Raw genomic sequence first — 23,058 nt, forward strand, 5'->3', positions numbered from 1 at the left:
ATGGGCGTTCGCTGGTAGCCTGTGCTGAAGGCTTGCGCAACGCCGCGCAGGTTGCGTGCGTTCCGTTAGGTCAGGAAAACCCAGCCCGCCCAGATCATGGCATATCGGGCGGCCTTTCCGGCAAGGACAAGCCCGACAAACCGGATCAGCGGATAGTTGAGCGTGCCCGCCACAAAGGTCAGCGGGTCGCCACCGATCGGCAGCCAGGCGAAGAGCAGGGACGGCCAGCCGAAACGCGCGAACCACCCTTGCGCCTGTTCGAGCCGGCGCGGATCGGGCCGCATCCGCCTCGGCAGTTTCTCGACGCCATGCCGCGCGATCAGCCTGCCAAGCCACCAGTTCACCACCGAGCCTGCCGTGTTGGCGAGGCTGGCGACCAGGAACAGCGCCAGCGGATCGACGCTGCGCGCGGCGAGCAAACCGAGGAAGACCGCTTCCGACTGGGCCGGGAGCAGCGTCGCCGCGACAAAGGCCGCGCCCGCCATCCCGGCAAGCGACCAGAACGCCTCCATCAGAGCCGGCGCAGTGCAACCTGCTGGATGCGGTGGCTGGCGCCTTTGGTCAGGATCAGGCTGGCGCGCTGGCGGGTCGGCAGGATGTTCTCCTGCAGATTGGGCAGGTTGATTCCGGTCCAGAGACCTTCCGCGATCGAGAATGCCTCGTCCTCGCCGATCTCGGCATATTTGCGGAAGAAGGAGCGCGGGTCGCGGAAGGCCGTCTGGCGCAGCGTCATGAAGCGGTTGACGTACCAGCGGTGCAGATCGTTCTCGTCGGCGTCGAGATAGACGGAGAAATCGAAGTAATCCGAAACGAAGGGGATGACCGTGCCGTCCTTGGGCATCCGGCTCGGCTGGAGGACGTTCAGCCCTTCGAGGATCAGGATGTCGGGCCGCTCCACCGTCACCGTCTCGCCGGGCACCACATCGTAGACGAGATGCGAATAGACCGGGGCCGCGACCTGGGGCTTGCCGGCCTTGACGTCGGAGAGGAAGCGCAGGATGGCCGCGCCGTCATAGCTCTCGGGGAAGCCCTTGCGCTGCATCAGCCCGCGCCGGTCGAGCTCGGCATTGGGCAGAAGAAAGCCGTCGGTGGTGACGAGTTCGACCTTGGGCGTGTTCGGCCAACGCGACAGGAGCGCCTTGAGCACGCGCGCCGTGGTCGATTTGCCGACCGCCACCGAGCCGGCGACGCCGATGATGTAGGGCACCTTGACCTCGGCCTCGGCCAGCAGGAAGCGCTGCGTCGCCTTGAACAGCCCCTGCGTCGCCGCGACATACAGCGAGAGCAGGCGCGACAGCGGCAGGTAGATCGCGACGATCTCGTCGATCGAGATCGGGTCGTTGATCGATTGCAGCTTGGTCAGGTCGTCGACCGACAGCGTCAGCGGCGTGTCGGCACGCAAATGCGCCCACTCGTCGCGCGAGAAGGTGCGATAGGGCGAGCCGAGATCGGGATCATGCGGGGCGGGGATCACGCGCTGGTCCATGATGCGACCCGCATTCCAAGCTTCGAGGTTCAACGCGGGACTAGCCTCGATCTCACAGGGGCCGTGCGGCTTTCTCCGCCAGACCGGAGCGCACGGTGCGAGCCTCAAGCTGGCTCAAGACGTCCTGCAATGCAACATTTCTGGCCTTGAGTACAACCAAGAGATGATAGAGCACGTCCGCGCTCTCGGCGATCAGCTCAGCGCGATCGCCCTTCACGGCGGCGATGACGGCCTCGACCGCCTCCTCGCCGAACTTCTTGGCGCAGCGCTCGGGCCCGGCGGCGAGCAGCTTCGCCGTCCAGGATTCATCGGGCGAAGCCGCGGCGCGCTCGGCGATGCGGGCTTCGAGATCGGTGAGGGTGAAGGTCATGCTGCCCTCCTGTCATTCCGGGGCGCGCCGTAGGCGCGAACCCGGAATCCACGACTTGGTGAGACATTCGATACCCAGTCGCAGGCGGCTCGCCCAGTCGTGGGTTCCGGGTTCTTCGCTGCGCGAAGCCCCGGAATGACAGGCCGAAGGAGTCCCGCCACGACTCAGTCGAGCCTCATCATGAGCCCGGCGTGGGCCATATGCGCCTTGGCCTGCTGAATCGTATAGGTGCCGAAATGGAAGATCGAGGCGGCAAGCACGGCTGAGGCATGGCCTTCGCGAACGCCGTTCACGAGATCGTCGAGATCGCCGACGCCGCCCGAGGCGATCACGGGCACCGTGACCGCGTCCGCAATGGCGCGTGTGAGGCCCAGATCATAGCCGACCTTGGTGCCGTCGCGATCCATCGAGGTCACCAGCAATTCGCCGGCCCCCAGCGACGCGACCTCCTGTGCGAAGGCCACGGCCTCGAGCCCGGTGGGGTTGCGTCCGCCATGGGTAAAGATCTCCCAGCGGCCGGGCGTCACCTGCTTGGCGTCGATCGCGACCGTAATGCACTGCGCGCCGAACTTTTCGGCCGCCTCCTTGACGAATTGCCGGTTGGTCACGGCGGCCGTGTTGATCGAGACCTTGTCGGCGCCGGCCAGCAGCAGCCCCCGGATGTCCTCGACCTTGCGCACGCCGCCACCAACCGTCAGCGGCATGAAGCAGGCTTCCGCCGTGCGCGTCACCACATCGAACAGGATGCCGCGATCCTCATGGCTCGCGGTGATGTCGAGGAAGCAGAGTTCGTCGGCGCCCGCCGCATCATAGGCCTTGGCGGCCTCGACGGGGTCGCCCGCATCGACGAGGTCGAGGAACTGCACGCCCTTGACGACACGGCCGTCCTTGACGTCGAGGCAGGGGATGACGCGGGTCTTCAGGGTCATGGGGCAAGGTCGATCGAGGCTGGCGCGCGAATGTCGCGGCCACTCTTAGAGCATTGCCGGCGAAAGCGGAATGTGTGGCGGTGGCCGTTGCGGCAGGGCTTGTTCCTTGCTCGGCTGCCGGACGTTCCAACGCCAGAGGTTGGGGCACTGATGAACCTGAGGCTCCGCCCGGAGCCTCAGTAACCCGCCGCGCGCCTGATCAGGTCGATCCCGACGATGGTTAGGATCGCCTTGATCGCCGCCAGGAACCAGCGTTCCGGCAGCCTCTCCAGCAGCTTCGTCCCCGCCATCGTGCCGGCGAAGCCCGAGACGATCATCGCCGCGATCAGCGGCAGCCAGTCGGCGAAGGCAAAGCCGAGCGCCCCGAATGCGAAGACCTTGAGCAGATGCTGGATCGTCGTGCAGGCGGCGTGGGTGGCGATGAGCTGGCGCTTCTCCAGCCCGAGCGGCAGCAACAGCGCCTGAACGAAGGGGCCGGTCGCGCCCACGAACATGGTGATGATGGTCGAGAGGCCGCCGCCGATGACTAGGCCGCTCGATGCCAGGCCGGGAATGCGCGGCTTCGGCAGCCAGGCCATCACCAGGATGAAGGCGCCGAGCAGGCCGAGCAGGATGCGCTCCGGCAGCTCGACCACCAGCCAGGCGCCGATCAGCACGCCGACCACAGAACCAATGGTGAAGCGCGCGACCAGCGGCCAGACCGCATGCGCCTGCTGCACGAGGGTGCGCCCGACATTGGAGCCGACTTGCACCAGCCCATGCACGGCGATGATCACGGCTGGCGGCACCGTGCCGGCGAGCGCACCCAGCATCGCAACCCCGCCGCCGATGCCGAAGGCGGCGGTGAAGGCCGAGGTCATGAAGCTGACCGCGATCAGCAGAAGCGCGATGGCGGGCGCGACGCCAGCCGGCAGGAACGTGTCGAGCATGAAGACCGCGAGGGCGCGAGGGGGGCGGGCCTTCCTTGCTACACCTGCCCGCAGCCCCGGGCAAAGCCGGCGGCGCAGGTCGCGGAGGCTGTCCGCGCAGGGCCTTGTCCGCATGTTAGAAACCACATTCCGGCTCGGCGCTTTACATGGACCTCCCGAGAGCGTTTCCTTCAGGGAATGGCGGCGGATATCGCTCCGACAACGCCAAAGCGTTCAACAGTTGCGTCTTTGCGGAGTGGTGTGATGCGTCGCATGTTCGGCCTGATGGCCGTTATATTTTTGTCGTGGGCTTCCGTAGGGTCAGTGCAGGCCGGCGTCGATGTCCGCGTCGATATCGCGGCCCAGCGCATCCAGGTCACGACGACCGATGGCGAGGCCTATAACTGGGCGATCTCCTCGGGCCGCAAGGGCTTCCGCTCGCCCAACGGCGTGTACCGCCCGACGCGGCTGGAAAAGAACTGGTACTCGCGCAAATATGGCGGCGCGATGCCCAACGCGGTGTTCTTCCGCGGCGGGTACGCCATCCATGGCACGACAGCGGTCGGCGCGCTCGGCCGCCCGGCCTCGCATGGCTGCATCCGCCTGCACCCGACCAATGCCGCCAAGCTCTTCGCCCTGGTCAAGAAGCACGGCGCCAGCCAGACGAGGATCGCGCTGAACGGTGCGGCCAATGACGGCCTGTCGCAATTCGCCAAGGCGTCTGGCAAGGTGAAGGTGTCCGGCGGCACCAAGACCAAGATCGCCAAGGCCAAGGCGAAGGAGCGCGCAGCCATCGCCCAGCAGCGCAAGGCGCCGAACTGGGATGCCGCACGCGGGGAGATCCTGCTGCGTCCCGCTCTGCCGGCTGGCGCCTTCGGGTATCAGCCCTATATGAGCAGCGGCCCGCGCTGGCGGTAGTTGTCGGCCAGGACAACGCCGTCATGCTCGGGCTTGACCCGAGCATCTCGTGACGAGAAGCCCCCGGCGCCTCACTCAGCCTGAGATTCTCGGGTCTGCGCTTCGCTTCGCCCGAGAATGACGCCTGACGGGACTGCCTAAATCGCCTCCGGCGCGATCCGCAGCCAGCCTTCCAGCGTCTCGCCGGGCTGAAGCCGCTTGAGCGGCGCGGCCTGGCGCGCGGGCGCCTCGCTCGGCGAGCCAATCGCATGGCTCTGCGGCTCGATGCAGAGAAACTCCGCGCCGGCGGGTGCCCAGACCACGGGACAGCGCAGGCTTTTGCTCGCCGTCAAGACGATCGCGAGGCCGGTCGATGGCGTCTCGATCCGCGCCGTGCCGTCCCAGCCAAGGAAGCTCCAGGCGGTCTCGCGGCCCGTGGCGAAAACCGGCTTGCCGGCATAGGGACCGCCTTCGGCCAGCGGCTTCGACCCCGTCGCACGGAAGGCCTCGCCGAAGACGAGCGCTCCACGAGCGGTCATACCGAGCCGCGTATCCGCCGCGCAGGGAAACCAGGGATGATGGCCGATTCCATAGGGTAGGACCCGGTCGGCCTCGTTGGTGATCGCCAATTTGACGGTCATACCGGCGTCGTCGAGGCCAATCTCCTGCTTGACCCGGTAGCGATACGGGTCCGGCCCCTCGCTGCGGCGGTGCTCGAGCACGGTATGGCCAGCGGTATGGCCAAGTATGGCCCAGGCGGACTGCCAGCCGAAGCCGTGAATGTTGCCGCCGCCGCGCGGATTGTTGTCCGGAACCGAGAAGCGCGTCGTCCCGTCGTCGACGATACCGTCGAAGGCACGGTTGGCGAAGGGCGCCATCACCCAGCTTCCCATCATGTTCGGCGCAGCCGTCGAGGGCACGGCGCCGTCGGGCGAATGCAGCAGCTTGTGCAGGCGCCCATCCCGGCCGCGCCAGTCGAGCGCTGCGATGATGCCGCCGGCCTCCGGATGGATGCGGGCGCTCAGAGGTCCGGCTGTCAGCGTGAGCATGCGGCGTTCCTGCCTTATGTGATGAGCGGGCGCAGCATCGCCTGGAGTGCGCGCATGCGCGGCAGGACATGCTCTGCCATATCCCTCGCCGAGCTCCGCTGCACCTGGCCCGAAATGTTGAACGCGGCGATGACCTCGCCGCGCGCGTTGAACAGCGGCATGGCCAGCGAGATCAGCCCGAGCTCGAGCTCCTGGTCGACGATGCAATGGCCCTGCACTCGCACGGTCGCCAGGATTTCCGCGAGTTTCGCCGGGTCCGTGACCGTATGCGGGGTCAGCGCGCGCGGCTTGCCGGCGAGGATGCGCGCCTGCGCGTCGGCGGGATCGCGAAAGGCCAGCAAGACCCGCCCCATCGAGGTGCAGAAGGCCGGCAGCCGCGTGCCGACGGAGAGGCCGACCGACATGATCCGCCGCTGCGCCGAGCGCGCGATATAGACGATCTCGTGCCCGTCGAGCAGCGAGGCCGAAGAGGATTCATGGGTTTCCTCGGAGAGCCGCTCCAGGAAGGGCTGCACCAGTTGCGGCAGCGCGGTCGAGGCCAGCCAGGCATGGCCGAGCCGCAGCACGCGCGGCGTCAGCCGGAAGAACTTGCCGTCGAACTCCGCGTAGCCGAGGCGCGCCAGCGTCAGCAGGCAGCGCCGCGCGGCGGCGCGGGAGAGGTCGGTCGCGCGGGCGACATCGGCGATGGTGAGCTTGTCATGGGCGGCGTCGAAGCATTCGATCACCGCCAATCCTTTCTCAAGGGCGGCCATGTGATCACGGTCGGGCGCTTCCTCCGGCATCCTTGACCGCCTGCTCCCAGCGCCTTAAAGTGCGATAATCAGAACGTTGTGCGATAAACGCACATATCGGGGAGATGTCAAGGTGGCTGAATTCGTCTCCCTCGCGCAGGGAATCGAGGCGGTCGTGAGCGATGGCTGCTCCGTCGCCATGGAAGGCTTCACCCATCTGATTCCGCATGCGGCCGGACATGAGACGATCCGGCAGGGCAAGCGCCGCCTGACCCTGATCCGAATGACGCCGGATTTGATCTACGACCAGTTGATCGGCACCGGCTGCGCGGAGAAGCTGATCTTCTCCTGGGGCGGCAATCCCGGCGTAGGCTCGCTGCACCGTTTCCGCGACGCGGTCGAGAACGGCTGGCCTCACAAGCTGGAGATCGAGGAGCACAGCCACGCCGCCATGGCCAATGCCTATGAGGCCGGCGCGGCGAACCTGCCCTTCGCGGCCTTCCGTGGCTACAAGGGCGTCGACCTGCCCAGCGTCAACCCGCAGATCCGCTCGGTCACCTGCCCCTATTCCGGAGAGGTGCTGGCGACGGTGCCTGCGATCCGGCCGGATGCGGCGATCATCCACGCGCTCAAGGCCGATCGCGAGGGCAATGTCCTGCTGGAGGGCATCGTCGGCGTGCAGAAAGAGGCGGTTCTGGCCGCGAAGCGCTCGCTCGTCACGGTCGAGGAGATCGTCGATGATTTCGGCCCGCGCAACGCCAATGCGGTGATCCTGCCGTCCTGGGCGGTCACCGCGATCGCCCATGTGCCGGGCGGCGCCTATCCGTCCTATGCGCATGGCTATTACAAGCGCGCCAACGACTTCTACATCGCCTGGGACAAGATCGCCCGCGAACGCGACACGTTCTTGTCCTGGATCAAGGACAATGTGCTCGACAAGGGCCCCGATGTCTTCGCGCGTCATGCGCTTTCAACGAGGGAGGCGGCGTGATGACAGCGACCCCGACCGAAATGATGACGATCGCGGCCGCCCGGCTGCTGAGCGACACCGATGTCTGCTTCGTCGGCATCGGCGCACCCTCGGCCGCCTGCAACCTGGCGCGGCTGACCCATGCGCCGAAGATCACGCTGATCTACGAATCCGGCACGCTCTCGACCCGGCCGACCGTGCTGCCGCTTTCGATCGGCGACGGCGAGCTTTGCGACACGGCGCTGACCACGGTGGCCGTGCCCGAGATGTTCCGCTACTGGCTGCAGGGCGGGCGCATCACCATCGGCTTCCTCGGCGGCGCCCAGATCGACCGTTTCGCCAACCTCAACACCACGGTCGTCGGCCCCTATGACGCCCCGAAGGTGCGCCTGCCGGGCGGCGGCGGCGCGCCTGAGATCGCCAGCAATTGCGGCCAGATCTTCATCACCATGGCGATGGGCACCCGCGCCTTCGTCGAGAAACTGCCCTTCATCACCTCCTTCGGCCATGGCACGGGCAAGGGCGACCGCGCCGCGCTCGGCCTCACCACGAAGGGGCCGACCAAAATCATGACCGATCTCTGCGTGCTCGAGCCCGATCCGCAGACGGCGGAACTGACAGTCGTCTCGCTGCATCCCGGCGTGACGCGCGAACAGGTCCAGGCGGGCTGCGCCTGGCCGCTGCGCTTTGCCGCCGATGTGACGGAAACGCCGGCGGCGACCGAGCAGGAACTCTCCGTGCTGCGCGATCTTCATGCTCGCACGCGGCAAGCCCATGGAGTGGCGGCATGAGCCTGATTTACCCCAGAGACAGCCTGAAGGCCCACCCGCTCAATGCGACGCCGGCCTATGGCTCGACGGTGAAGCGAGCCCCGTCGAAGCCGCTGATCCTGCTGCCGCATACGCTTTCGGAGACGACCGGCCCGGTCTTCGGCCATACCGGCGTCGCCGCTGGCGATTCCGACCTGACCCGCCAGCATCAGGGCGAACCGCTGGGCGAGCGCATCATCGTCTCCGGCCGCGTCCTCGACGAGGACGGCCGGCCCGTGCCGCACACGCTGGTCGAGATCTGGCAGGCGAATGCCGGCGGCCGCTATGTCCATGTCCGCGACCAGCACCCGGCCCCGCTCGACCCGAACTTCACCGGCGCCGGCCGGGCGCTGACCGATGCCGAGGGGCGCTATCGCTTCGTCACGATCAAGCCTGGCGCCTATCCCTGGCGCAACCACCACAATGCCTGGCGGCCGGCCCATATCCATTTCTCGCTGTTTGGGCCGAGCTTCCTGTCGCGCGTGATCACGCAGATGTATTTCCCGGGCGATCCGCTGTTCAAATACGACCCGATCTTCCAGTCGGTCACCGATGAACGCGCCCGCGAACGCCTGATCTCGCGCTTCGATCTCGGCACCACCGAGCCCGAATGGGCACTGGGCTACACCTTCGACATCGTCCTGCGCGGCCGCAACGCGACGCCGGTGGAGGAGCCCCATGACCACTGAGACACAAGCACGGCAAGCGGCCGGGCCGGATTTCGGCATCACGCCGTCCCAGACCATCGGGCCCTTCTTCGCCTATGCCCTGACGCCGCGCGCCTATGGCGGGCCGGAACTCGCCACCGAACAGGTCGCGGGCGAGGGCGTGGAGGGAGAGCGCATCCGCATCGAAGGCCATGTCTATGACGGTGATGGCGCGGTCGTGATCGATGCCATGATCGAGATCTGGCAGGCCGATGCGCGAGGACGCTTCAACACCTCCGGCAATGCAGGCTTTTCCGGCTTCGGTCGCGCCGAGGCGACGGCCGAGGGCGGCTTTCACTTCGAGACGATCCGGCCAGGTGCGATAGAAGGTCCCGGTGGCACGATGCAGGCGCCGCATCTCTCGGTCTCCGTCTTTGCCCGCGGAATTCTGGTCCGCTTGGCGACGCGGATCTATTTCGAAGGCGAGCCGGGCAATGCGGCAGATCCGGTGCTGGCGCTGGTTCCGGCCGAGCGGCGCGAGACGCTGATCGCCAAGCGCGATGAGAATGGCGTCTATCGCTTCGACATCCGCCTGCAGGGCGAGGGCGAGACGGCGTTCTTCGCGGCGTGAACCCTGGTCGTCATGCCCGGGCTTGACCCGGGCATCTCTCGCAGGAGATTCTCAGGCTCTGCGCTACGCTTCGCCCGAGAATGACGGGAGCGTCAGCAACCAGCCGGAGCCCTTCCCATGCCCAGACCCCTGATCGCTCTCGACTGGGGCACGACGCGCGCTCGCGCCTTCCTGATCTCGGAATCCGGTGAGGTCCTTGAGCGCCGCAGCGCCGATCAGGGCATCCAGTCGGTTCCTCCAGGCGGTTTTCCGGCGGCTTTCGATGCGATCGCGGGCGATCTGCGCCGAGCCTCGCCCGATGCGGCCATCGTGCTCGCCGGCATGGTCGGCAGCCGCAATGGCTGGATCGAAGCGCATTACGTCGCCTGCCCGGCCTCGCCCGAGGAGATCGCCGCCGCCGGCATGAAGGTCACGCTGGCGGACGGATCGCCCGCGACCATCCTGCCCGGCCTCTCCTGCGACGAGGGCGCCTTCGACGTGATGCGCGGCGAGGAGACGCTGATCGTCGGCCTGCGCCTCGCAGATGGCATCGCCTGCCTGCCGGGCACCCATTCGAAATGGGCGCGGATCGAGGGCGGCCGCATCACCCGCTTCGCCAGCTTCATGACCGGCGAAATCTATGGCCTGCTGCGGCAGCATTCGATCCTGTCGCGGTTGGCACAAGAGCCCTCGGGCGATGATGCGGCGCGCGGGACCGCGGACGGGCTCGCCGCTGCCGCCCGCCCCGGTGGCCTGCTCAACACGGCCTTCGCATCACGTTCGGAGGTCCTGGCCGGCCGCCTGCCGGGCGGCGCGGTCGGCCCCTATCTCTCAGCGCTGCTGGTCGGCCATGAGGTCGCGGGCGCGCAGGCGCTGCTCGGCCGCAGCGACACCGTCCATCTCGTCGCCGACGGCGCGCTGGCGCAAAGCTATGGCGCGGCGCTTGCGGCAGCCGGGATCGCGGCGACGCTGACGACGCCGGAGGCGGCCTTCATCGCCGGCGTTCGTCGGCTCTTTGAAAGTGTGTCAGCATGATCGTGGTCTTCGGCTCGCTCAATGTCGATCTGGTCACGGCCGTCGAGCGCCTGCCCGGCGCGGGCGAGACGGTGATCGGCCCGGCCTATGAGCTCCATCCGGGCGGCAAGGGCGCCAACCAGGCGCTCGCGGCCCGCCGTGCCGGAGCCGAGGTCGTGCTGGTCGGCGCGGTCGGGCGCGACGGCTTCGCCGACATCGCGCTGTCGCTGCTCGCGGCTGACGGGGTCGATCTGTCCGATGTCGCCCGCGTCGAGGCGCCCACCGGCGCTGCCTTCATCGCGGTCGATGCCGCAGGCTCGAACCAGATCGTCGTCGCGGCAGGGGCGAATGCGCTCGCCCGTGCAGATGCCTTGGCCAGTCTGTCGCTGGGCGAAGGCGACATCCTGCTGCTGCAACGCGAGGTTCCCGAAGCGGAATGCCTGGTAGCGGCGCGGAGGATGAAGCGTGCCGGCGGCCGCGTCATCCTGAACCTCGCCCCAGCCGGACCACCCGCGGACGAATTGCTCGACTGCCTCGATATCCTGATCGTCAATGAGCACGAGGCGCTCGTCCTGGCGCAATCCCTCGGCTGGCTCGAGCGCGAGCCCGATGCGATCGCCAGACGCTGCGACGCCGAGCGTGGAATCGCCTGCATCGCGACGCTGGGGGCGGACGGCGCCGTGGGCTGGCATGGCGGCGTCTGCCGCAGGCTTGCCGCACCCACTGTTGCGGTCGTGGATACGGTCGCGGCGGGCGACAGCTTCACCGGCGCCTTCGCCGCCGCGCTCTCGGCCGGTTTTGGCTTTTCAGGCGCGCTGCAGCGCGGTCTCGCGGCCGGATCGCTCGCCTGCACGGTGGCGGGGGCGCAGCCCAGCGTGCCGCGTCGAGAGGCGATCGAGGCCATGGTCGGACAATCGTTCCTTTAGCGCCGGGATCAGTGCTGCCATCCTCGTCGTCTCGCGCCATGCGGCAAGCCCGCGTTAAGTCTGTTTCCCTCGCGCGGGCGCCAAGGCAGGCAAATGGCCGAATCCGAGCGTGCCTCTTCACCCTTCGGCAGGGACTGCCCGTCATCGTTTCCGCAAGGTCACTGGTGGAGACAAGGTCGCGATGGGCCAAAGGCCGATCATCTGGGCGCTGGGCGTTGTCGCCATGGCATCGATCAGCGCGCTGGGCTACGGGCCGAGGCTGGCCCGCCTCGTCGGCATGGACGAACCCCAAAGCGCGGCCTCGGTCACAGCCGCCAGCCCGGCCTCGGGCGCTCGCCCCGAGGCGGGCAAGACCAGCACTTCCAAGCCGGCGGAGCCTCCGACCCTCACCGTCGCCGCGGATTATCGCGGCCATTACGTCGTTCATCCCTCGATCGACAATTTCCGAATCCAGATGCTGGTCGATACCGGGGCGAGCCTCGTCGCGCTGACGGCGAAGGATGCGCGTGCGCTTGGCATCCAGCTGTCCTCGGCTGACTACAAAATGTCGCTCAACACCGCCAACGGCACGGTCCGCGGGGCGCGCGTCAATCTGCGGGAGGTCAGGCTCGGCTCGATCCTCGTGCGCAATGTCGAGGCCGTCGTCCTGCCGGAAGGCGCGCTCTCGATGAGCCTGCTCGGCACCTCCTTCCTCGGCAAGCTCAGGGGCTACGAGGTCCAGACCGGCCGCATGGTCCTGCGCGGCTGAGGCCACCCAGATCGGCAGCCGCGAGTCTCGTTCCCATCGCGGCCGCGATTAGCTATGGCAGGACGTCGTTGTTGCGTCGCAACATCATCCCTATCATGCTGCAGCGCCACAGCCTGCCAAGCTCCCGCCATGGATGACCCGATGTTTCCCAAGCCGCTGCCCGAGCTGTTTCCCAACACCTTCGCCTATGAATCCCTGCCGATGGTGAAGCCGACCGGTTTTCGGGAATACGATGCGCGCTGGTTCTTCGGCGAGGAATTGAACCTGATGGGCGTCCAGGCCGTGGGCATGGGGCTGGGCACGCTGATCCGCCGCATGGGCATCACGCCGGAGATCGTCACCGGCCATGATTTCCGCGGCTATTCCTCCTCGATCAAGATGGCGCTGGTCACCGGGCTGATGGCGGCCGGCTGCAAGGTCCACGATATCGGGCTTGCCATGTCGCCGATGGCCTATTTCGCCCAGTTCGCGCTGGACGTGCCCTGCGTCGCGATGGTCACCGCTTCGCATAACGACAATGGCTGGACAGGGATCAAGATGGGCGCCGCGCGTCCCGTCACCTTCGGTCCGGAGGAAATGAGTGCGCTCAAGGAGATCGTGCTCACCGGCGATTTCGACCTCGTCGGCGGCGGCTCCTATGTCTTCGTGCCCGATTTCCCGGCGGTCTACATCAAGGACCTGACCGACCGGCCGAAGATCAAGCGCAAGCTCAAGGTCATCGCCGCTTGCGGCAACGGCACGGCCGGCGCATTCGCACCGCAGATTCTTGAGGCGCTCGGCTGCGAGGTCATCCCGATGGATGCCGAGCTCGACCACACCTTCCCGCGCTACAATCCCAATCCCGAAGACATGAAGATGCTCCACGCCATGGCGGATGCCGTGAAGGAGCATGGCGCCGACATCGCGCTCGGCTTCGACGGCGATGGCGACCGCTGCGGCGTCGTCGACAACCATGGCGAGGAGATCTTCGCCGACAAGATCGGGGTGATGCTGGCGCGCGACCTCGGCAAGCTGCATCCGGGCGCGCAGTTCGTCGTCGACGTGAAATCGACCGGCCTGTTCGACACCGATCCCGAACTCCAGGCGCTCGGCGTCAGGACCGACTACTGGAAGACCGGGCATTCCTACATCAAGCGCCGGGTGCGGGACCTGAATGCGCTCGCCGGTTTCGAGAAGTCGGGCCACTTCTTCTTCAACGCGCCGGTCGGCCGCGGCTATGACGACGGCGTCGTCACCGCCATCGCGATCATCGACATGCTCGACCGCAATCCGGGCAAGTCGATGGCCGAACTCTATGCTGCCGTGCCGAAGACCTGGGGCACGCCGACGATGGCGGCCAAATGCGCCGACGAAATCAAGTATCAGGTCAGCGAGCGCTTCACTGGGGCGATCGAGGCGCTGCGGGCCGCGGGCGGCAGCATCGCCGGTCAGCCGATCCGCGACGTCATCACCGTGAACGGCGTGCGCGTCGTCAACAGCGATGGCACCTGGGGCCTGGTCAGGGCGTCCTCGAACAAGCCGGAACTGGTCGTGGTCTGCGAGAGCCCTGTCTCGGAAGCGCGCATGCGCGAGATGTTCGCCGCCATCGACGGCCTGCTGCGCCAGAACCCGGAAGTCGGCGCCTACAACCAGACGATCTGAGGGTAGCGTCCGTCCTGAGGCTCAGCTGAACCCGGGGCACATCGCGACGCCGGCGCGCTCGACCTGCTCGATGCTGGCCGAGCCGCCGGCCTTGCCGAGGCGCGGGCGCATATAGATCGGCGAGCCGCCGATGGTGATCGCGCCGCCCTTGATGATCCAGCCGACGACGGGGGTGAAGTCGTAACTGGTCTGCGCCATCATGATCGACGTGTTGGGCAGGCGCACATCGGCGGGGATGGTGACGGTCGTCCCGCGCGCCAGCTTGGTCGAATTGCGCTGCTCGCTCCAGCAGACCTTGGCGACGCCGGCGCTGTCGATGACGATGTGGTGGACCGACATCTTCGGCGCCACGCTCGTGAACGGCATCATAACGGTCTGTGCCGCGTCGAAGATGTTGCTCATCTCGGTGTTGGAGATCGTGCTGGCCTGCGCCGTCAGATCGACCAGCGAGCGGGTCAGCTGCGTGACCTTGCGGTCGATCATGATCGCCTGGCCGGTTTCGACGATGCCGAAATAGATCGCCAGCATCGCCGGCATGATCATGGCGAACTCGACCGCCGCAACGCCGCGACGGTTGGAGCCGAACCGGCGGGCCAGACGCCGCAGTGCGGCCCGGTTGCGGCTTGGGGAAAAGGCGCGCGTCATTGGGAACCTCATGTCGCGGGCGCGTTGAAGGGTTCGGTCCGGAACGTCGCAGAGGCGACGATGCCGCGGCGGCCGGAGCCGATATTGACCAGGCTCTGGCTCCAGGTGGTGAAGTACAGCTGGTATTCGAGCACGGCACGGACGACCACGATCTGGCTGGGCTGCGGCTGGTTATAGCCAAAGCCTGTCGTGTTGAGGCCGCCGGCGCTGATCGGATTGCTGCCGTCCACGCCGGTCTTGGCACCGGCGAAGGAGGAGTACGTCCTGACGTCGATCACAAGTTTGGAACAGTCCACCATGCTGGTCGCCGCAGCGCAGACATCCTCGCGGAACTTGACGGTATTTTGCGCGCCGTTGCCCGTGTAGCGGGTTTGCGACTCGCCGGTGAGCAGTCTGCGCGAGGTCTGCGACACCGCCTCTTCGAGAACCTGGCTGGTCCAGAACATCAGGGCCGTTTCCATGATCGCGGCCAGCAGAATGAGGAACGGAAAGGCGATGAAGCCGAATTCGACCGCGGTCGCGCCGTTCTGCGAGCGCCGGAAGCGGGTGAGCAGTCGCAGCCGCCTCGGGGGAGCGGGCTTTGCGGCGACCGTCAAATCTGTGTCGATTGCAATCGGAGAAGATGTCATGCGCGCTGGCGTCCGGTTGTCGCTTCGCAGATCCTCGCCGCGGGGCCGTCGAGCCGGCTTTCGCTGGCCGTGATCGGACACGGCGTCGCCCGATCACGGCGATATTCATAGCGGCAAAGAATTTCTGATCCGTTAGGGCCGTTCTCGGCCGGGCCGAACCGTCGTTAACGGATCGTTTACCCTGTCGAACCTCGCCCATGGGACGCGACCCGAGGCGCCTGGAGCGGGGCTCCAAGGCAATCTGGCGCAGCAGCGTGCGGCCGTGCAGTGCGGGAGCCGGAATTGCGCAGCGAAAGGCGCGGCACGTGCCTCAGCGCTTGATCGCGCCCAGTGCGTTGCCGTTGCGGGTCGTTGCCTGCGAGCCGACCTCACCGAAATATTTGGGAGCGTCGCCCAGCTGTACCGAGGGCTGACACTCCGGCGTGCAGGAATAGCTTTCCCGCTCGAGGCCGCGCTGCACCGTCAAGACGGAATTGGAATCCGCGCCCACGCGCACGAGGGACTCCGCCAGCAGCGTGCCGCTGGCATCGAGCGCGATCAGGTTGGTGACGCCGAAGCTCTTGCCGGTGACGACCATGATCCCGTTCTTCTGGATGGCGACGTCCGCGATGGCCGGGTTTCCGATGATGACGGTCTGCGCCTTCTCGGGCAGCCTCACGACCTTGGCGTGATCGACCAAGACGACGACGCTTTCGATCTTGGTCGTCGGGGGAGCAGCGCCCGCCGGAGCCGCGCCGGCAGCCAGGATCATCCCGCATGCCGTCACGGCAAGCGCGTACTCCGCCCAAAACGAGCGTCGGCGGGCAACCCGTGCTGCGACCGAAAGAGTGGACATGGCGGTGCCTCAAGATTTCCGACAGCGACAGCAAAGCGCAAAATGATGAATCAAACCCTAATCCAATCGTGCCGATGGGTTTGATCGGGACTGGCGAGGGGTGACCAAGGGAGAGGTATTAGCCAAACTACGGTGGCGAGATGCGCCGCGCATATGAATTCGCAGCGTTCGAGCCAATTACAGCGCCGCTTATATTGATATCAACTTGTATTCAATTTTCCACGCAGAGATGTATGTTTTAATTTATCACGTAAATCCAGCGTTAACCATCGAAACGATGTTACGCCAGCGGGCCGAATTCTTCTTTCGGTTTAACCGATCGGCAAGGTGGGCGCGGTAATGTCCATTTGTCGCTGACCGAAGCCGCTTCAGAGCACAGGCAGCTGTCAAACCGTGGTTCAAGAGGAGTTTCACATGACCAACGTTTTCGCTCGCTTCGTCAAGGATGAGTCCGGCGCCACCGCCATCGAGTACGGCCTGATCGCGGCCCTGATCGCCGTCGTCTGCATCACCGTCTGGACGAACATCGGCACCAGCCTGTCGGCCAAGTTCACCGCGATCAACACCGGCCTGCAGTAAGATCCAGCGGGCGGGGCAAAGAAGCCCCCGCCACCGCAAGCCTGAACGCCCCGGCTCGTCCGGGGCGTTTTGATTCGAGGCGACCGACGCCGCCCCTGACTCGTCGAACGCAGTAAGGGTTTGGTGAGGCGCCTGCGGCAAAACTGCCTCCTCCACTGTCACCGCTCCCGAAGGGGACGTCCATGTCGCTCCCGCTCATTGCCCTGCTCTTCGTCTTCCCCGCCGCCATGGCCTATGCGGCGGCCAGCGATCTCGTCTCGATGACGATCTCGAACCGGCTCTGCCTCGTCCTGATGGTCACCTTCGCGGTCTGCGCCGCCATGCTCGGGCTCGGCTGGGTCGAACTCGGCTGGCATCTGGCAGCCGGCGGCCTCGTGCTCGTCGTCTGCTTCGGCATGTTCGCCGCGGGCTGGATCGGGGGCGGCGACGCCAAGCTTGCCGCGGTCACCGCGCTCTGGTTCGGTTTCGACCAGCTGATGCCTTATCTCATGGTCGCGGCGTTGGGCGGCGGCGTGCTGACCTTCGCCATGCTCAAGCTCCGCTCCGGCCCGTTGCCGGAGGTCGCGAGCGGCTGGTCCTGGGCGCGCCGGCTGCATTCACCGAAGGAGGGCGTGCCCTACGGCATCGCACTGGCCTTCGCGGCCCTGCTGGTGCTGCCCAGCACGAGCATCTGGCGCGCCGCCATTGGCGTTTGAACCCGCTGCAGCTGCGGAACCCGCGGACGTGAAAAAAAGATACGTCCGATTAACCATAAGTTGACGACTTCAGCGGCACGATCCTCGACGAGAGCCAAATGGGTTTGGCCGAGGGTCAGTCGCAATGAGTCCCGCCCGCATCATCATTCTCCTGGTCGCGCTGGTCGCCGGCATCGGCGCAGCCATGCTGATCAGCAAGCCATCGCAGGCCCCGGCGCCCGCCGCACGGATCGAAGCAGCCCCGACGGTACCCGTCCTGGTCGCCGCCGCCGACATCCCTGTCGGTAACGTCGTCGCCGCCGCCGATTTGCGCTGGCTCGATTGGCCGCTCGCCAGCGTGCCCTCGGGAGTCGTGCGCAAGGACGAGGCGCCGCAGGCCGAGCAGGAGTTGACCGGCCAGGTCGCCCGCTACGGCATGCTCGCCGCCGAGCCGATCCGCCGCGAGAAGCTGATCAAGACCGATGGAACGGGCTTCCTGTCGGCGGTGCTGCCATCGGGCATGCGCGCCGTGGCGATCTCGACCGACAGCCGCGGCGCCAACACGGCCGGCGGCTTCATCCTGCCCAACGACCGCGTCGACGTCATCGTGACCATGAAGGGCCCGGCCGTCGAAGGCGAGGGCGAGGCCTTCCTCAGCGAGACCATCCTGCGGAACATGCGGGTGCTCGCGATCGGCCAGAATGTCCAGGAGCGCAACGGCGAGAAGGTGGTCGTCGGCGAGACCGCGACGCTGGAAGTCGATCCCGGCCAGGCCGAGTCGCTCTTTCGTGCGCAGAAGATGGGAACCCTGACGCTGTCGCTGCGCAGCCTCAAGGATGCCGGCCAGGCTACGACGCCCGGCACCGCCTCCGAAGGGGCCCTGACAATCGTCAAATATGGCGTCACATTGAGGAGCACGAGCCAGTGAGCCGGGAACGTATCGTCCTCTCCGCCATTCTCGCCTTGGCCCTGACCGGCCCGGCACCGGCACAGACCAATGCCCCGGCCCCGGTCCTGAACGTCGGCACGAGCGAGCATGCCATCGCCCGCAAGCTCGATCTCTCGATCGGCCGCTCGCTGATCGTCGAGCTGCCGCGCGACGCCAAGGAGGTTTTCGTCGCCAACCCGAAGGTCGCCAATGCGGTCGTCCGGTCCGCTCGGAAACTCTTCATCATCGGCATCGCCGATGGTCAGACCTCGATGTTCGTCATCGACGGTGAGGGCCGCCAGATCACCGCACTCGAAATCGAGGTGGGGCGCGACCTCAACGTGCTGCGCCAGACGCTGCGCACGGCCATGCCCAAGGCACAAATCGAGATCAAGCCCGCCGGCAACTCGATCCTGCTCATCGGCAACGTCGCCAACGCCTCCGAGGCGACTCAGGCCGTGGATATCGCCAACGCCTTCGTCGGCGTGACGGGCGGCCTGTTCACCTCCAGCAAGGGCGCCGTCATCAACTCGCTGACGATCCGCGGCCGCGACCAGGTCATGGTCAAGGTCGTAGTCTCCGAGGTCTCGCGCAAGGCGATCAAGCAGCTCGGCATCAATTCGACCGGCGAGTGGAAGCTCGGCAATTTCTCGGTACTGCCGACCCTCGACAATCCGCTGCCGTTGCAGCCGCAGGCGCTCGCCGCCACCGCGGTCACGGCCGGTATCGGCAACTCGTCGAACTTCACGCTGCGGGCCCTGGAGCGTGCCGGTCTTTCCCGCGTCCTGGCCGAGCCGACGGTCACGGCGATCTCGGGCGAAAGCGCGAAGTTCACCGCTGGCGGCGAGGTCCCGGTTCCGAGCGGATACTCCTGCGACGGCACCGGCCTGTGCACGCTCGGCATCGCCTACCGCCCGATCGGCGTCGCGCTGAACTTCACGCCGATCGTGCTGTCGGACAACAAGATCAGCATGCGCATCGCCACCGAGGTGACGGAACTCGACTTCGAGAATCAGCTCCGCCTCAGCGACACGCGCAACAGCAGCCAGCAGGTCGTCAATGCGCCGGCCTTCCGGGTGCGCAAGTCCGACACCACGGTCGAGCTGCCCTCGGGTGGCACGCTGGCGACGGCAGGCCTGATCCAGCGCGTCTCCAAATCCTCGCTCAACGGCTTTCCCGGCCTGATGAACCTGCCGATCATCGGCGTGCTCTTTCGCTCGCGCGACTACCAGCGCGAGGAGACCGAGCTGATGATCACGGCGACGCCCTACATCGCCAAGCCGATCGAGCCCAACCAGGTCCAGCGGCCCGATGACGGCTTCGTCGATGCCCATGACGCGCAGGCCATCCTGCTCGGGCGCCTGAACAAGATCTACGGAACCAGCGGCGGGCCGCTGCCGCAAGCCTACAAGGGCCGTGTCGGCTTCATCGCCGACTGATGGCTGCCGTTGCACGCGGAAGGGATGGCGAGACCATGATGGCTCGATCGCAGAAGACCAAGTTCAACCACGCCAGCCTCGGCCTTCTCCTGGCTGCGGCGACGATGCTCGGCGCCTGCGCCAAGCAGGGCGACCTCGTCAGTTCGCAAGCGCCCGTCGATGTGCGCGAGCGTCATCCGATCGTCCTGCGGGACGCGCCGCGTTCGCTGGACGTCTTCGTGGGGCGTTCCGGCGCCGGACTCGACTCCCGCCAGGAGGAGGATGTCGCAGATTTCGCCAGGGAGTATCGCCGCTCAGGCAAGGGCGGGCTCGTTGCCCAGGTGCCGACGGGCGCGCGGCGCGAGTTGGCGGCCCACGATACGCTGAACGGCATTCGCTCGGCGCTGTCGCGTGGCGGCGTGCCGGGAACGGCGCTGTCGGTGCGCACCTATCCCGTCGCCGATCCGGGCCTCGCCTCGCCCATCCGTCTCACCTTCGCCTCGCTGCAGGCCGGCCTGCCGCATGATTGCGGGCAATGGCCGGCCGATACCGGCGTGTCCAGCATCAAGGACGACATGACCAACGAGCCCTACTGGAACTTCGGCTGCGCCAGCCAGGCGACGCTGGCGGCCCAGGTCGCGGACCCCATCGACCTCGTCCGCGCGCGCAGCGAAGGCCGCGCCGACACGGCCAAGCGGTTGGGTGCCATCGGCAAGCTGCGTGAGGGCAAGGACCCTTCGACGCAGTACCGGCAGGAGACACCCCAGATCAATTCGACGGTCGGAGGCCGCTGATGAGCGCGGGGCAAGATTTCGAGACGCGCTCGGGCGACGCTGGCGCCGAGGACATCGTCGCGCCGCTTCCGCGCATCACGCTGCAGGCCTTCTGCGAAACGCCGGCAGTCGCCGCGACGATGCAGGCGGCCATCGCCGACCGGCGCATGGACAAGGCCCATGCACGCATCCAGATGGGTGGCCCGGCCGCTGCGGTCGAGGCCTTCCGGGCCGCGCCGACGCCCAACATCATCGTCCTGGAGACCGTGTCCGATCCCGCCACGCTCGTCGGCCATCTCGACACCCTTTCGGAGAGCTGCGACCCCGGCACCAAGGTCGTGGTCATCGGCCACGTCAACGATGTCCAGCTCTATCGCGATCTGATCCGCCGCGGCGTCAGCGAATACCTGATCGCGCCGCTCGGCACGCTCGACGTCCTGCGCACCCTGTCGGAGCTCTACGTCTCGCCCGGCGCGCGCAATCTCGGCCGGATCATCGCGGTAATGGGCGCCAAGGGGGGCGTGGGCGCCTCGACCGTGGCGCACAACGTCGCCTGGGCGATCGCTCGCAACCTCGATGCCTCGACCGTGATCGTCGATCTCGACATCGCCTACGGCACGGCCGGGCTCGACTTCAACCAGGACCCGCCGCAAGGCGTCGCCGAGGCCGTGTTCGCCCCGGAACGGCTCGATGCCAACATGCTCGACCGTCTGCTGTCGCGGTGCAGCGACAACCTTGCTTTGCTGGCGGCACCCGCGATGCTCGATCGCACGCTGGACCTGCCGGAGGATGCCTTCGAACAGCTCTTCGACCTGTTGAGGACCACCGTGCCCTGCGTGGTCCTCGACGTTCCCCATGTCTGGAGCGGCTGGGTCAGGCGCGCCCTGATCAGCTCCGACGAGATCGTCGTCGTCGCCGGTCCCGAACTCGCCTCGCTGCGAAACGCCAAGAACCTGGTCGATCTCGCCCGCGCCAACCGGCCCAACGATTCCGGTGCGCGGCTCGTGCTGAACCAGGTCGGCATGCCGAAGCGGCCCGAGATCGACGCCGCCGAATTCGCCAAGGCGCTCGGTATCGAGGTTCTGACGTCGATCCCCTTCGACGCACAGCTCTTCGGCACGGCCGCCAACAATGGTCAGATGATCGCCGAGGTTCAGGCTGGCGGCAAGATCGCCGAAGCCTTTGTCCAGATCGCCAGCAGCCTGACCGGCCGCGGCGAGGCCAAGCGCAGCAAGCGCAGCCTGTTCGAACCGCTTGTCGCCAAGTTGCGACGCAAGGCCTGAGCGATGCGGCGTCTCCGGACCAGGATCAGGGTTTGGGACCGCGTGAGCGCGGTCCGATCTGCTACGCGGCCGACGGCCGCGAAAGAGGGTTGAGATGTTCGGAAAGCGATCCCCCGGCGGAGCTGCCGTACCACCTCTGGCAATGAAGACGGCAGGCCTCGCCGCCGCTCCCGTGCGTCCGTCCGAGCCGCCGCCGGCCGCCGAGACGCGCCGGGCGCCGCTGCCGGCCGCTCCGGCCGAGGCGCCGCGCTCCGACGAATACTACCAGATGAAGAGCATGATCTTCGGTGCTCTGATCGAGGCGATCGACCTGTCGCAGCTGGCCAAGCTCGACGGCGAGTCGGCCCGCGAGGAAATCCGCGACATCATCAACGAGATCATCTCGCTGAAGAACGTCGTGCTGTCGATCGCCGAGCAGGAGGAACTGCTCGACGACATCTGCAACGACGTGCTCGGCTACGGCCCGCTCGAGCCGCTGCTCGCCCGCGACGATATCGCCGACATCATGGTGAACGGCGCCACCCGCACCTTCATCGAAGTCGGCGGCAAGATCTCGCTGACCAACATCCGCTTCCGCGACAACGCGCAGCTGATGAACATCTGCCAGCGCATCGTCAGCCAGGTCGGCCGGCGCGTCGACGAAAGCTCGCCGATCTGCGACGCGCGTCTGGCCGACGGCTCGCGCGTCAATGTCATCGCGCCGCCGCTGGCTATCGATGGCCCCGCGCTCACGATCCGCAAGTTCAAGAAGGACAAGCTGACGCTCGACCAGCTGGTCAAGTTCGGCGCGATCTCGCCTGCGGGCGCCGAGATCCTGAAGATCATCGGCCGGGTCCGCTGCAACATCGTCATCTCCGGCGGCACCGGTTCGGGCAAGACGACGCTGCTGAACTGCCTGACCAACTACATCGACCTCGACGAGCGCGTCATCACCTGCGAGGACGCAGCCGAGCTGCAGCTGCAGCAGCCCCATGTCGTGCGCCTCGAAACCCGCCCGCCCAATCTCGAGGGCACCGGCGCGGTCACCATGCGCGACCTCGTCAAAAACTGCCTGCGCATGCGTCCCGAGCGGATCATCGTCGGCGAGGTGCGTGGACCCGAGGCCTTCGACCTGCTGCAGGCGATGAACACCGGCCATGACGGCTCGATGGGCACGCTTCACGCCAATACGCCGCGCGAATGCCTCAGCCGTATCGAATCAATGATCACGATGGGCGGCTTCTCGCTGCCCTCCAAGACACTGCGCGAGATGATCTGCTCCTCGATCGACGTCATCATCCAGGCGCAGCGCCTGCGCGACGGATCACGCCGCATCACCCACATCACCGAGGTGATGGGCATGGAAGGCGAGGTCATCATCACGCAGGACATCGTCAACTACGACATCATCGGCGAGGACGCGCACGGCAAGCTGATCGGACGCCACCGCTCGACCGGTATCGGACGGCCGCGCTTCTGGGAGCGCGCGCGCTATTACGGCGAGGAGAACAGGCTCGCCGCAGCGATCGACGAGCTCGGGGAGGCCGATGCCGATGCTGCCTAAACGCGCCGGCCGCATG

At 66.8% G+C, this 23,058-nt stretch carries 26 protein-coding genes; 16 read left to right on the forward strand and 10 right to left on the reverse strand.

Features of this window, described 5'->3' with window-relative positions:
* Positions 1–65: 65 nt before the first annotated feature.
* The 5 genes from AE618_RS18005 to AE618_RS18025 form a co-directional block, all read right to left on the reverse strand.
* Entirely contained in the window at positions 66–512 is a 447-nt protein-coding gene (locus AE618_RS18005; protein WP_054210414.1) for a YqaA family protein, read from the reverse strand.
* Complete coding sequence (gene coaA, locus AE618_RS18010) at positions 512–1,486, reverse strand: type I pantothenate kinase (protein WP_054210415.1); 975 nt, start codon at positions 1,484–1,486, stop codon at positions 512–514. Before coaA ends, AE618_RS18005 begins: the two co-directional genes overlap by 1 nt.
* 52 nt (positions 1,487–1,538) lie before the next feature.
* Positions 1,539–1,856, reverse strand: coding sequence for a phosphoribosyl-ATP diphosphatase (locus AE618_RS18015; RefSeq protein WP_054210416.1), 318 nt, complete (start codon positions 1,854–1,856; stop codon positions 1,539–1,541).
* A 164-nt stretch (positions 1,857–2,020) separates the two neighbouring features.
* Positions 2,021–2,785, reverse strand: coding sequence for an imidazole glycerol phosphate synthase subunit HisF (hisF, locus tag AE618_RS18020; protein WP_054210417.1), 765 nt, complete (start codon positions 2,783–2,785; stop codon positions 2,021–2,023).
* Between the two features lie 176 nt (positions 2,786–2,961).
* The gene (locus AE618_RS18025) at positions 2,962–3,714 is read right to left on the reverse strand and encodes a sulfite exporter TauE/SafE family protein (protein WP_054210418.1); all 753 of its coding nucleotides are present in this window, start codon (positions 3,712–3,714) and stop codon (positions 2,962–2,964) included.
* A 243-nt stretch (positions 3,715–3,957) separates the two neighbouring features.
* Between AE618_RS18025 and AE618_RS27455 the strand changes: the two genes are divergently transcribed.
* Complete coding sequence (locus AE618_RS27455) at positions 3,958–4,611, forward strand: L,D-transpeptidase (protein ID WP_082365373.1); 654 nt, start codon at positions 3,958–3,960, stop codon at positions 4,609–4,611.
* Positions 4,612–4,748: 137 nt separating this feature from the next.
* Here the strand turns inward: AE618_RS27455 and AE618_RS18035 are convergent, their stop codons facing one another.
* Together AE618_RS18035 and AE618_RS18040 are read right to left on the reverse strand one after the other, a co-directional pair.
* Positions 4,749–5,639 (reverse strand): hypothetical protein, encoded by an 891-nt coding sequence (locus AE618_RS18035; RefSeq protein ID WP_054210419.1) that lies wholly within the window; start codon positions 5,637–5,639, stop codon positions 4,749–4,751.
* Between the two features lie 14 nt (positions 5,640–5,653).
* Positions 5,654–6,391, reverse strand: a complete 738-nt coding sequence (locus tag AE618_RS18040) for an IclR family transcriptional regulator domain-containing protein (RefSeq protein ID WP_248310925.1) — start codon at positions 6,389–6,391, stop codon at positions 5,654–5,656.
* A 112-nt stretch (positions 6,392–6,503) separates the two neighbouring features.
* Between AE618_RS18040 and AE618_RS18045 the strand changes: the two genes are divergently transcribed.
* From AE618_RS18045 to AE618_RS18080, 8 genes are all read left to right on the forward strand, one after another.
* Positions 6,504–7,361 carry a CoA transferase subunit A gene (locus AE618_RS18045; RefSeq protein WP_054210421.1) on the forward strand — a complete coding sequence of 286 codons (858 nt, stop codon included), beginning with the start codon at positions 6,504–6,506 and terminating at the stop codon, positions 7,359–7,361.
* Complete coding sequence (locus tag AE618_RS18050) at positions 7,358–8,131, forward strand: CoA-transferase subunit beta (protein WP_432704510.1); 774 nt, start codon at positions 7,358–7,360, stop codon at positions 8,129–8,131. The genes AE618_RS18045 and AE618_RS18050 overlap by 4 nt, the downstream gene beginning before the upstream one ends.
* On the forward strand, positions 8,128–8,838 hold the full coding sequence (gene pcaH / locus AE618_RS18055; RefSeq protein WP_054210423.1) for a protocatechuate 3,4-dioxygenase subunit beta: 711 nt from the start codon (positions 8,128–8,130) through the stop codon (positions 8,836–8,838). Before AE618_RS18050 ends, pcaH begins: the two co-directional genes overlap by 4 nt.
* A complete protein-coding gene (gene pcaG / locus AE618_RS18060; protein WP_054210424.1) occupies positions 8,828–9,427 on the forward strand; it encodes a protocatechuate 3,4-dioxygenase subunit alpha in 600 nt (199 codons plus the stop codon). The genes pcaH and pcaG overlap by 11 nt, the downstream gene beginning before the upstream one ends.
* 117 nt (positions 9,428–9,544) lie before the next feature.
* Positions 9,545–10,441 (forward strand): 2-dehydro-3-deoxygalactonokinase, encoded by an 897-nt coding sequence (locus tag AE618_RS18065; RefSeq protein ID WP_082365374.1) that lies wholly within the window; start codon positions 9,545–9,547, stop codon positions 10,439–10,441.
* Positions 10,438–11,346 carry a ribokinase gene (locus AE618_RS18070; RefSeq protein WP_054210425.1) on the forward strand — a complete coding sequence of 303 codons (909 nt, stop codon included), beginning with the start codon at positions 10,438–10,440 and terminating at the stop codon, positions 11,344–11,346. The genes AE618_RS18065 and AE618_RS18070 overlap by 4 nt, the downstream gene beginning before the upstream one ends.
* 223 nt (positions 11,347–11,569) lie before the next feature.
* Positions 11,570–12,094, forward strand: a complete 525-nt coding sequence (locus AE618_RS18075) for a retropepsin-like aspartic protease family protein (RefSeq protein ID WP_248310926.1) — start codon at positions 11,570–11,572, stop codon at positions 12,092–12,094.
* Positions 12,095–12,235: 141 nt separating this feature from the next.
* The gene (locus tag AE618_RS18080; protein ID WP_054210427.1) at positions 12,236–13,735 is read left to right on the forward strand and encodes a phosphomannomutase/phosphoglucomutase; all 1,500 of its coding nucleotides are present in this window, start codon (positions 12,236–12,238) and stop codon (positions 13,733–13,735) included.
* A 21-nt stretch (positions 13,736–13,756) separates the two neighbouring features.
* Here AE618_RS18080 and AE618_RS18085 read toward each other — a convergent pair whose 3' ends face one another.
* The 3 genes from AE618_RS18085 to AE618_RS18095 all read right to left on the reverse strand — a co-directional run bounded on the left by AE618_RS18085 (position 13,757) and on the right by AE618_RS18095 (position 15,844).
* Entirely contained in the window at positions 13,757–14,380 is a 624-nt protein-coding gene (locus tag AE618_RS18085; RefSeq protein ID WP_054210428.1) for a TadE/TadG family type IV pilus assembly protein, read from the reverse strand.
* Between the two features lie 8 nt (positions 14,381–14,388).
* Positions 14,389–15,009 carry a TadE/TadG family type IV pilus assembly protein gene (locus tag AE618_RS18090; protein ID WP_082365376.1) on the reverse strand — a complete coding sequence of 207 codons (621 nt, stop codon included), beginning with the start codon at positions 15,007–15,009 and terminating at the stop codon, positions 14,389–14,391.
* 310 nt (positions 15,010–15,319) lie between these two features.
* The gene (locus AE618_RS18095; RefSeq protein WP_248310927.1) at positions 15,320–15,844 is read right to left on the reverse strand and encodes a pilus assembly protein N-terminal domain-containing protein; all 525 of its coding nucleotides are present in this window, start codon (positions 15,842–15,844) and stop codon (positions 15,320–15,322) included.
* A gap of 414 nt (positions 15,845–16,258) precedes the next feature.
* Here AE618_RS18095 and AE618_RS18100 point away from each other — a divergent pair, with 414 nt between their 5' ends.
* The 7 genes from AE618_RS18100 to AE618_RS18130 all read left to right on the forward strand — a co-directional run bounded on the left by AE618_RS18100 (position 16,259) and on the right by AE618_RS18130 (position 23,042).
* Entirely contained in the window at positions 16,259–16,423 is a 165-nt protein-coding gene (locus tag AE618_RS18100; protein WP_054210431.1) for a Flp family type IVb pilin, read from the forward strand.
* Positions 16,424–16,605: 182 nt separating this feature from the next.
* Entirely contained in the window at positions 16,606–17,118 is a 513-nt protein-coding gene (locus AE618_RS18105) for an A24 family peptidase (protein WP_054210432.1), read from the forward strand.
* A gap of 124 nt (positions 17,119–17,242) precedes the next feature.
* Positions 17,243–18,025 (forward strand): Flp pilus assembly protein CpaB, encoded by a 783-nt coding sequence (gene cpaB / locus AE618_RS18110; protein ID WP_054210524.1) that lies wholly within the window; start codon positions 17,243–17,245, stop codon positions 18,023–18,025.
* A complete protein-coding gene (locus AE618_RS18115; protein ID WP_248310928.1) occupies positions 18,022–19,464 on the forward strand; it encodes a type II and III secretion system protein family protein in 1,443 nt (480 codons plus the stop codon). Before cpaB ends, AE618_RS18115 begins: the two co-directional genes overlap by 4 nt.
* Positions 19,465–19,499: 35 nt before the next feature.
* Positions 19,500–20,237 (forward strand): CpaD family pilus assembly protein, encoded by a 738-nt coding sequence (locus AE618_RS18120; RefSeq protein WP_082365384.1) that lies wholly within the window; start codon positions 19,500–19,502, stop codon positions 20,235–20,237.
* The gene (locus AE618_RS18125; protein ID WP_054210434.1) at positions 20,237–21,499 is read left to right on the forward strand and encodes an AAA family ATPase; all 1,263 of its coding nucleotides are present in this window, start codon (positions 20,237–20,239) and stop codon (positions 21,497–21,499) included. The genes AE618_RS18120 and AE618_RS18125 overlap by 1 nt, the downstream gene beginning before the upstream one ends.
* 94 nt (positions 21,500–21,593) lie before the next feature.
* Positions 21,594–23,042: a CpaF family protein gene (locus AE618_RS18130; protein ID WP_054210435.1), complete on the forward strand. Its 1,449-nt coding sequence runs from the start codon at positions 21,594–21,596 to the stop codon at positions 23,040–23,042.
* Positions 23,043–23,058: the final 16 nt, after the last annotated feature.

The organism is Allobosea vaviloviae, from assembly GCF_001298265.1.
Taxonomy (GTDB): Bacteria; Pseudomonadota; Alphaproteobacteria; order Rhizobiales; family Beijerinckiaceae; genus Allobosea; species Allobosea vaviloviae_B.

What these genes read in the sequence shown, in the direction of transcription:
- pcaG (WP_054210424.1), top strand. Translation starts at nt 8,828, where the DNA reads ATGACCACTGAGACACAAGCACGGCAAGCGGCCGGGCCGGATTTCGGC.
- AE618_RS18090 (WP_082365376.1), bottom strand. Translation starts at nt 15,009, where the DNA reads ATGACATCTTCTCCGATTGCAATCGACACAGATTTGACGGTCGCCGCA.
- AE618_RS18015 (WP_054210416.1), bottom strand. Translation starts at nt 1,856, where the DNA reads ATGACCTTCACCCTCACCGATCTCGAAGCCCGCATCGCCGAGCGCGCC.
- hisF (WP_054210417.1), bottom strand. Translation starts at nt 2,785, where the DNA reads ATGACCCTGAAGACCCGCGTCATCCCCTGCCTCGACGTCAAGGACGGC.
- AE618_RS18130 (WP_054210435.1), top strand. Translation starts at nt 21,594, where the DNA reads ATGTTCGGAAAGCGATCCCCCGGCGGAGCTGCCGTACCACCTCTGGCA.
- pcaH (WP_054210423.1), top strand. Translation starts at nt 8,128, where the DNA reads ATGAGCCTGATTTACCCCAGAGACAGCCTGAAGGCCCACCCGCTCAAT.
- AE618_RS18040 (WP_248310925.1), bottom strand. Translation starts at nt 6,391, where the DNA reads ATGGCCGCCCTTGAGAAAGGATTGGCGGTGATCGAATGCTTCGACGCC.
- AE618_RS18065 (WP_082365374.1), top strand. Translation starts at nt 9,545, where the DNA reads ATGCCCAGACCCCTGATCGCTCTCGACTGGGGCACGACGCGCGCTCGC.
- AE618_RS18080 (WP_054210427.1), top strand. Translation starts at nt 12,236, where the DNA reads ATGTTTCCCAAGCCGCTGCCCGAGCTGTTTCCCAACACCTTCGCCTAT.
- coaA (WP_054210415.1), bottom strand. Translation starts at nt 1,486, where the DNA reads ATGGACCAGCGCGTGATCCCCGCCCCGCATGATCCCGATCTCGGCTCG.
- AE618_RS18085 (WP_054210428.1), bottom strand. Translation starts at nt 14,380, where the DNA reads ATGACGCGCGCCTTTTCCCCAAGCCGCAACCGGGCCGCACTGCGGCGT.
- AE618_RS18120 (WP_082365384.1), top strand. Translation starts at nt 19,500, where the DNA reads ATGATGGCTCGATCGCAGAAGACCAAGTTCAACCACGCCAGCCTCGGC.
- AE618_RS18125 (WP_054210434.1), top strand. Translation starts at nt 20,237, where the DNA reads ATGAGCGCGGGGCAAGATTTCGAGACGCGCTCGGGCGACGCTGGCGCC.
- AE618_RS18070 (WP_054210425.1), top strand. Translation starts at nt 10,438, where the DNA reads ATGATCGTGGTCTTCGGCTCGCTCAATGTCGATCTGGTCACGGCCGTC.
- AE618_RS18095 (WP_248310927.1), bottom strand. Translation starts at nt 15,844, where the DNA reads ATGTCCACTCTTTCGGTCGCAGCACGGGTTGCCCGCCGACGCTCGTTT.
- AE618_RS18035 (WP_054210419.1), bottom strand. Translation starts at nt 5,639, where the DNA reads ATGCTCACGCTGACAGCCGGACCTCTGAGCGCCCGCATCCATCCGGAG.
- AE618_RS27455 (WP_082365373.1), top strand. Translation starts at nt 3,958, where the DNA reads ATGCGTCGCATGTTCGGCCTGATGGCCGTTATATTTTTGTCGTGGGCT.
- AE618_RS18105 (WP_054210432.1), top strand. Translation starts at nt 16,606, where the DNA reads ATGTCGCTCCCGCTCATTGCCCTGCTCTTCGTCTTCCCCGCCGCCATG.
- AE618_RS18100 (WP_054210431.1), top strand. Translation starts at nt 16,259, where the DNA reads ATGACCAACGTTTTCGCTCGCTTCGTCAAGGATGAGTCCGGCGCCACC.
- cpaB (WP_054210524.1), top strand. Translation starts at nt 17,243, where the DNA reads ATGAGTCCCGCCCGCATCATCATTCTCCTGGTCGCGCTGGTCGCCGGC.
- AE618_RS18025 (WP_054210418.1), bottom strand. Translation starts at nt 3,714, where the DNA reads ATGCTCGACACGTTCCTGCCGGCTGGCGTCGCGCCCGCCATCGCGCTT.
- AE618_RS18005 (WP_054210414.1), bottom strand. Translation starts at nt 512, where the DNA reads ATGGAGGCGTTCTGGTCGCTTGCCGGGATGGCGGGCGCGGCCTTTGTC.
- AE618_RS18075 (WP_248310926.1), top strand. Translation starts at nt 11,570, where the DNA reads ATGGCATCGATCAGCGCGCTGGGCTACGGGCCGAGGCTGGCCCGCCTC.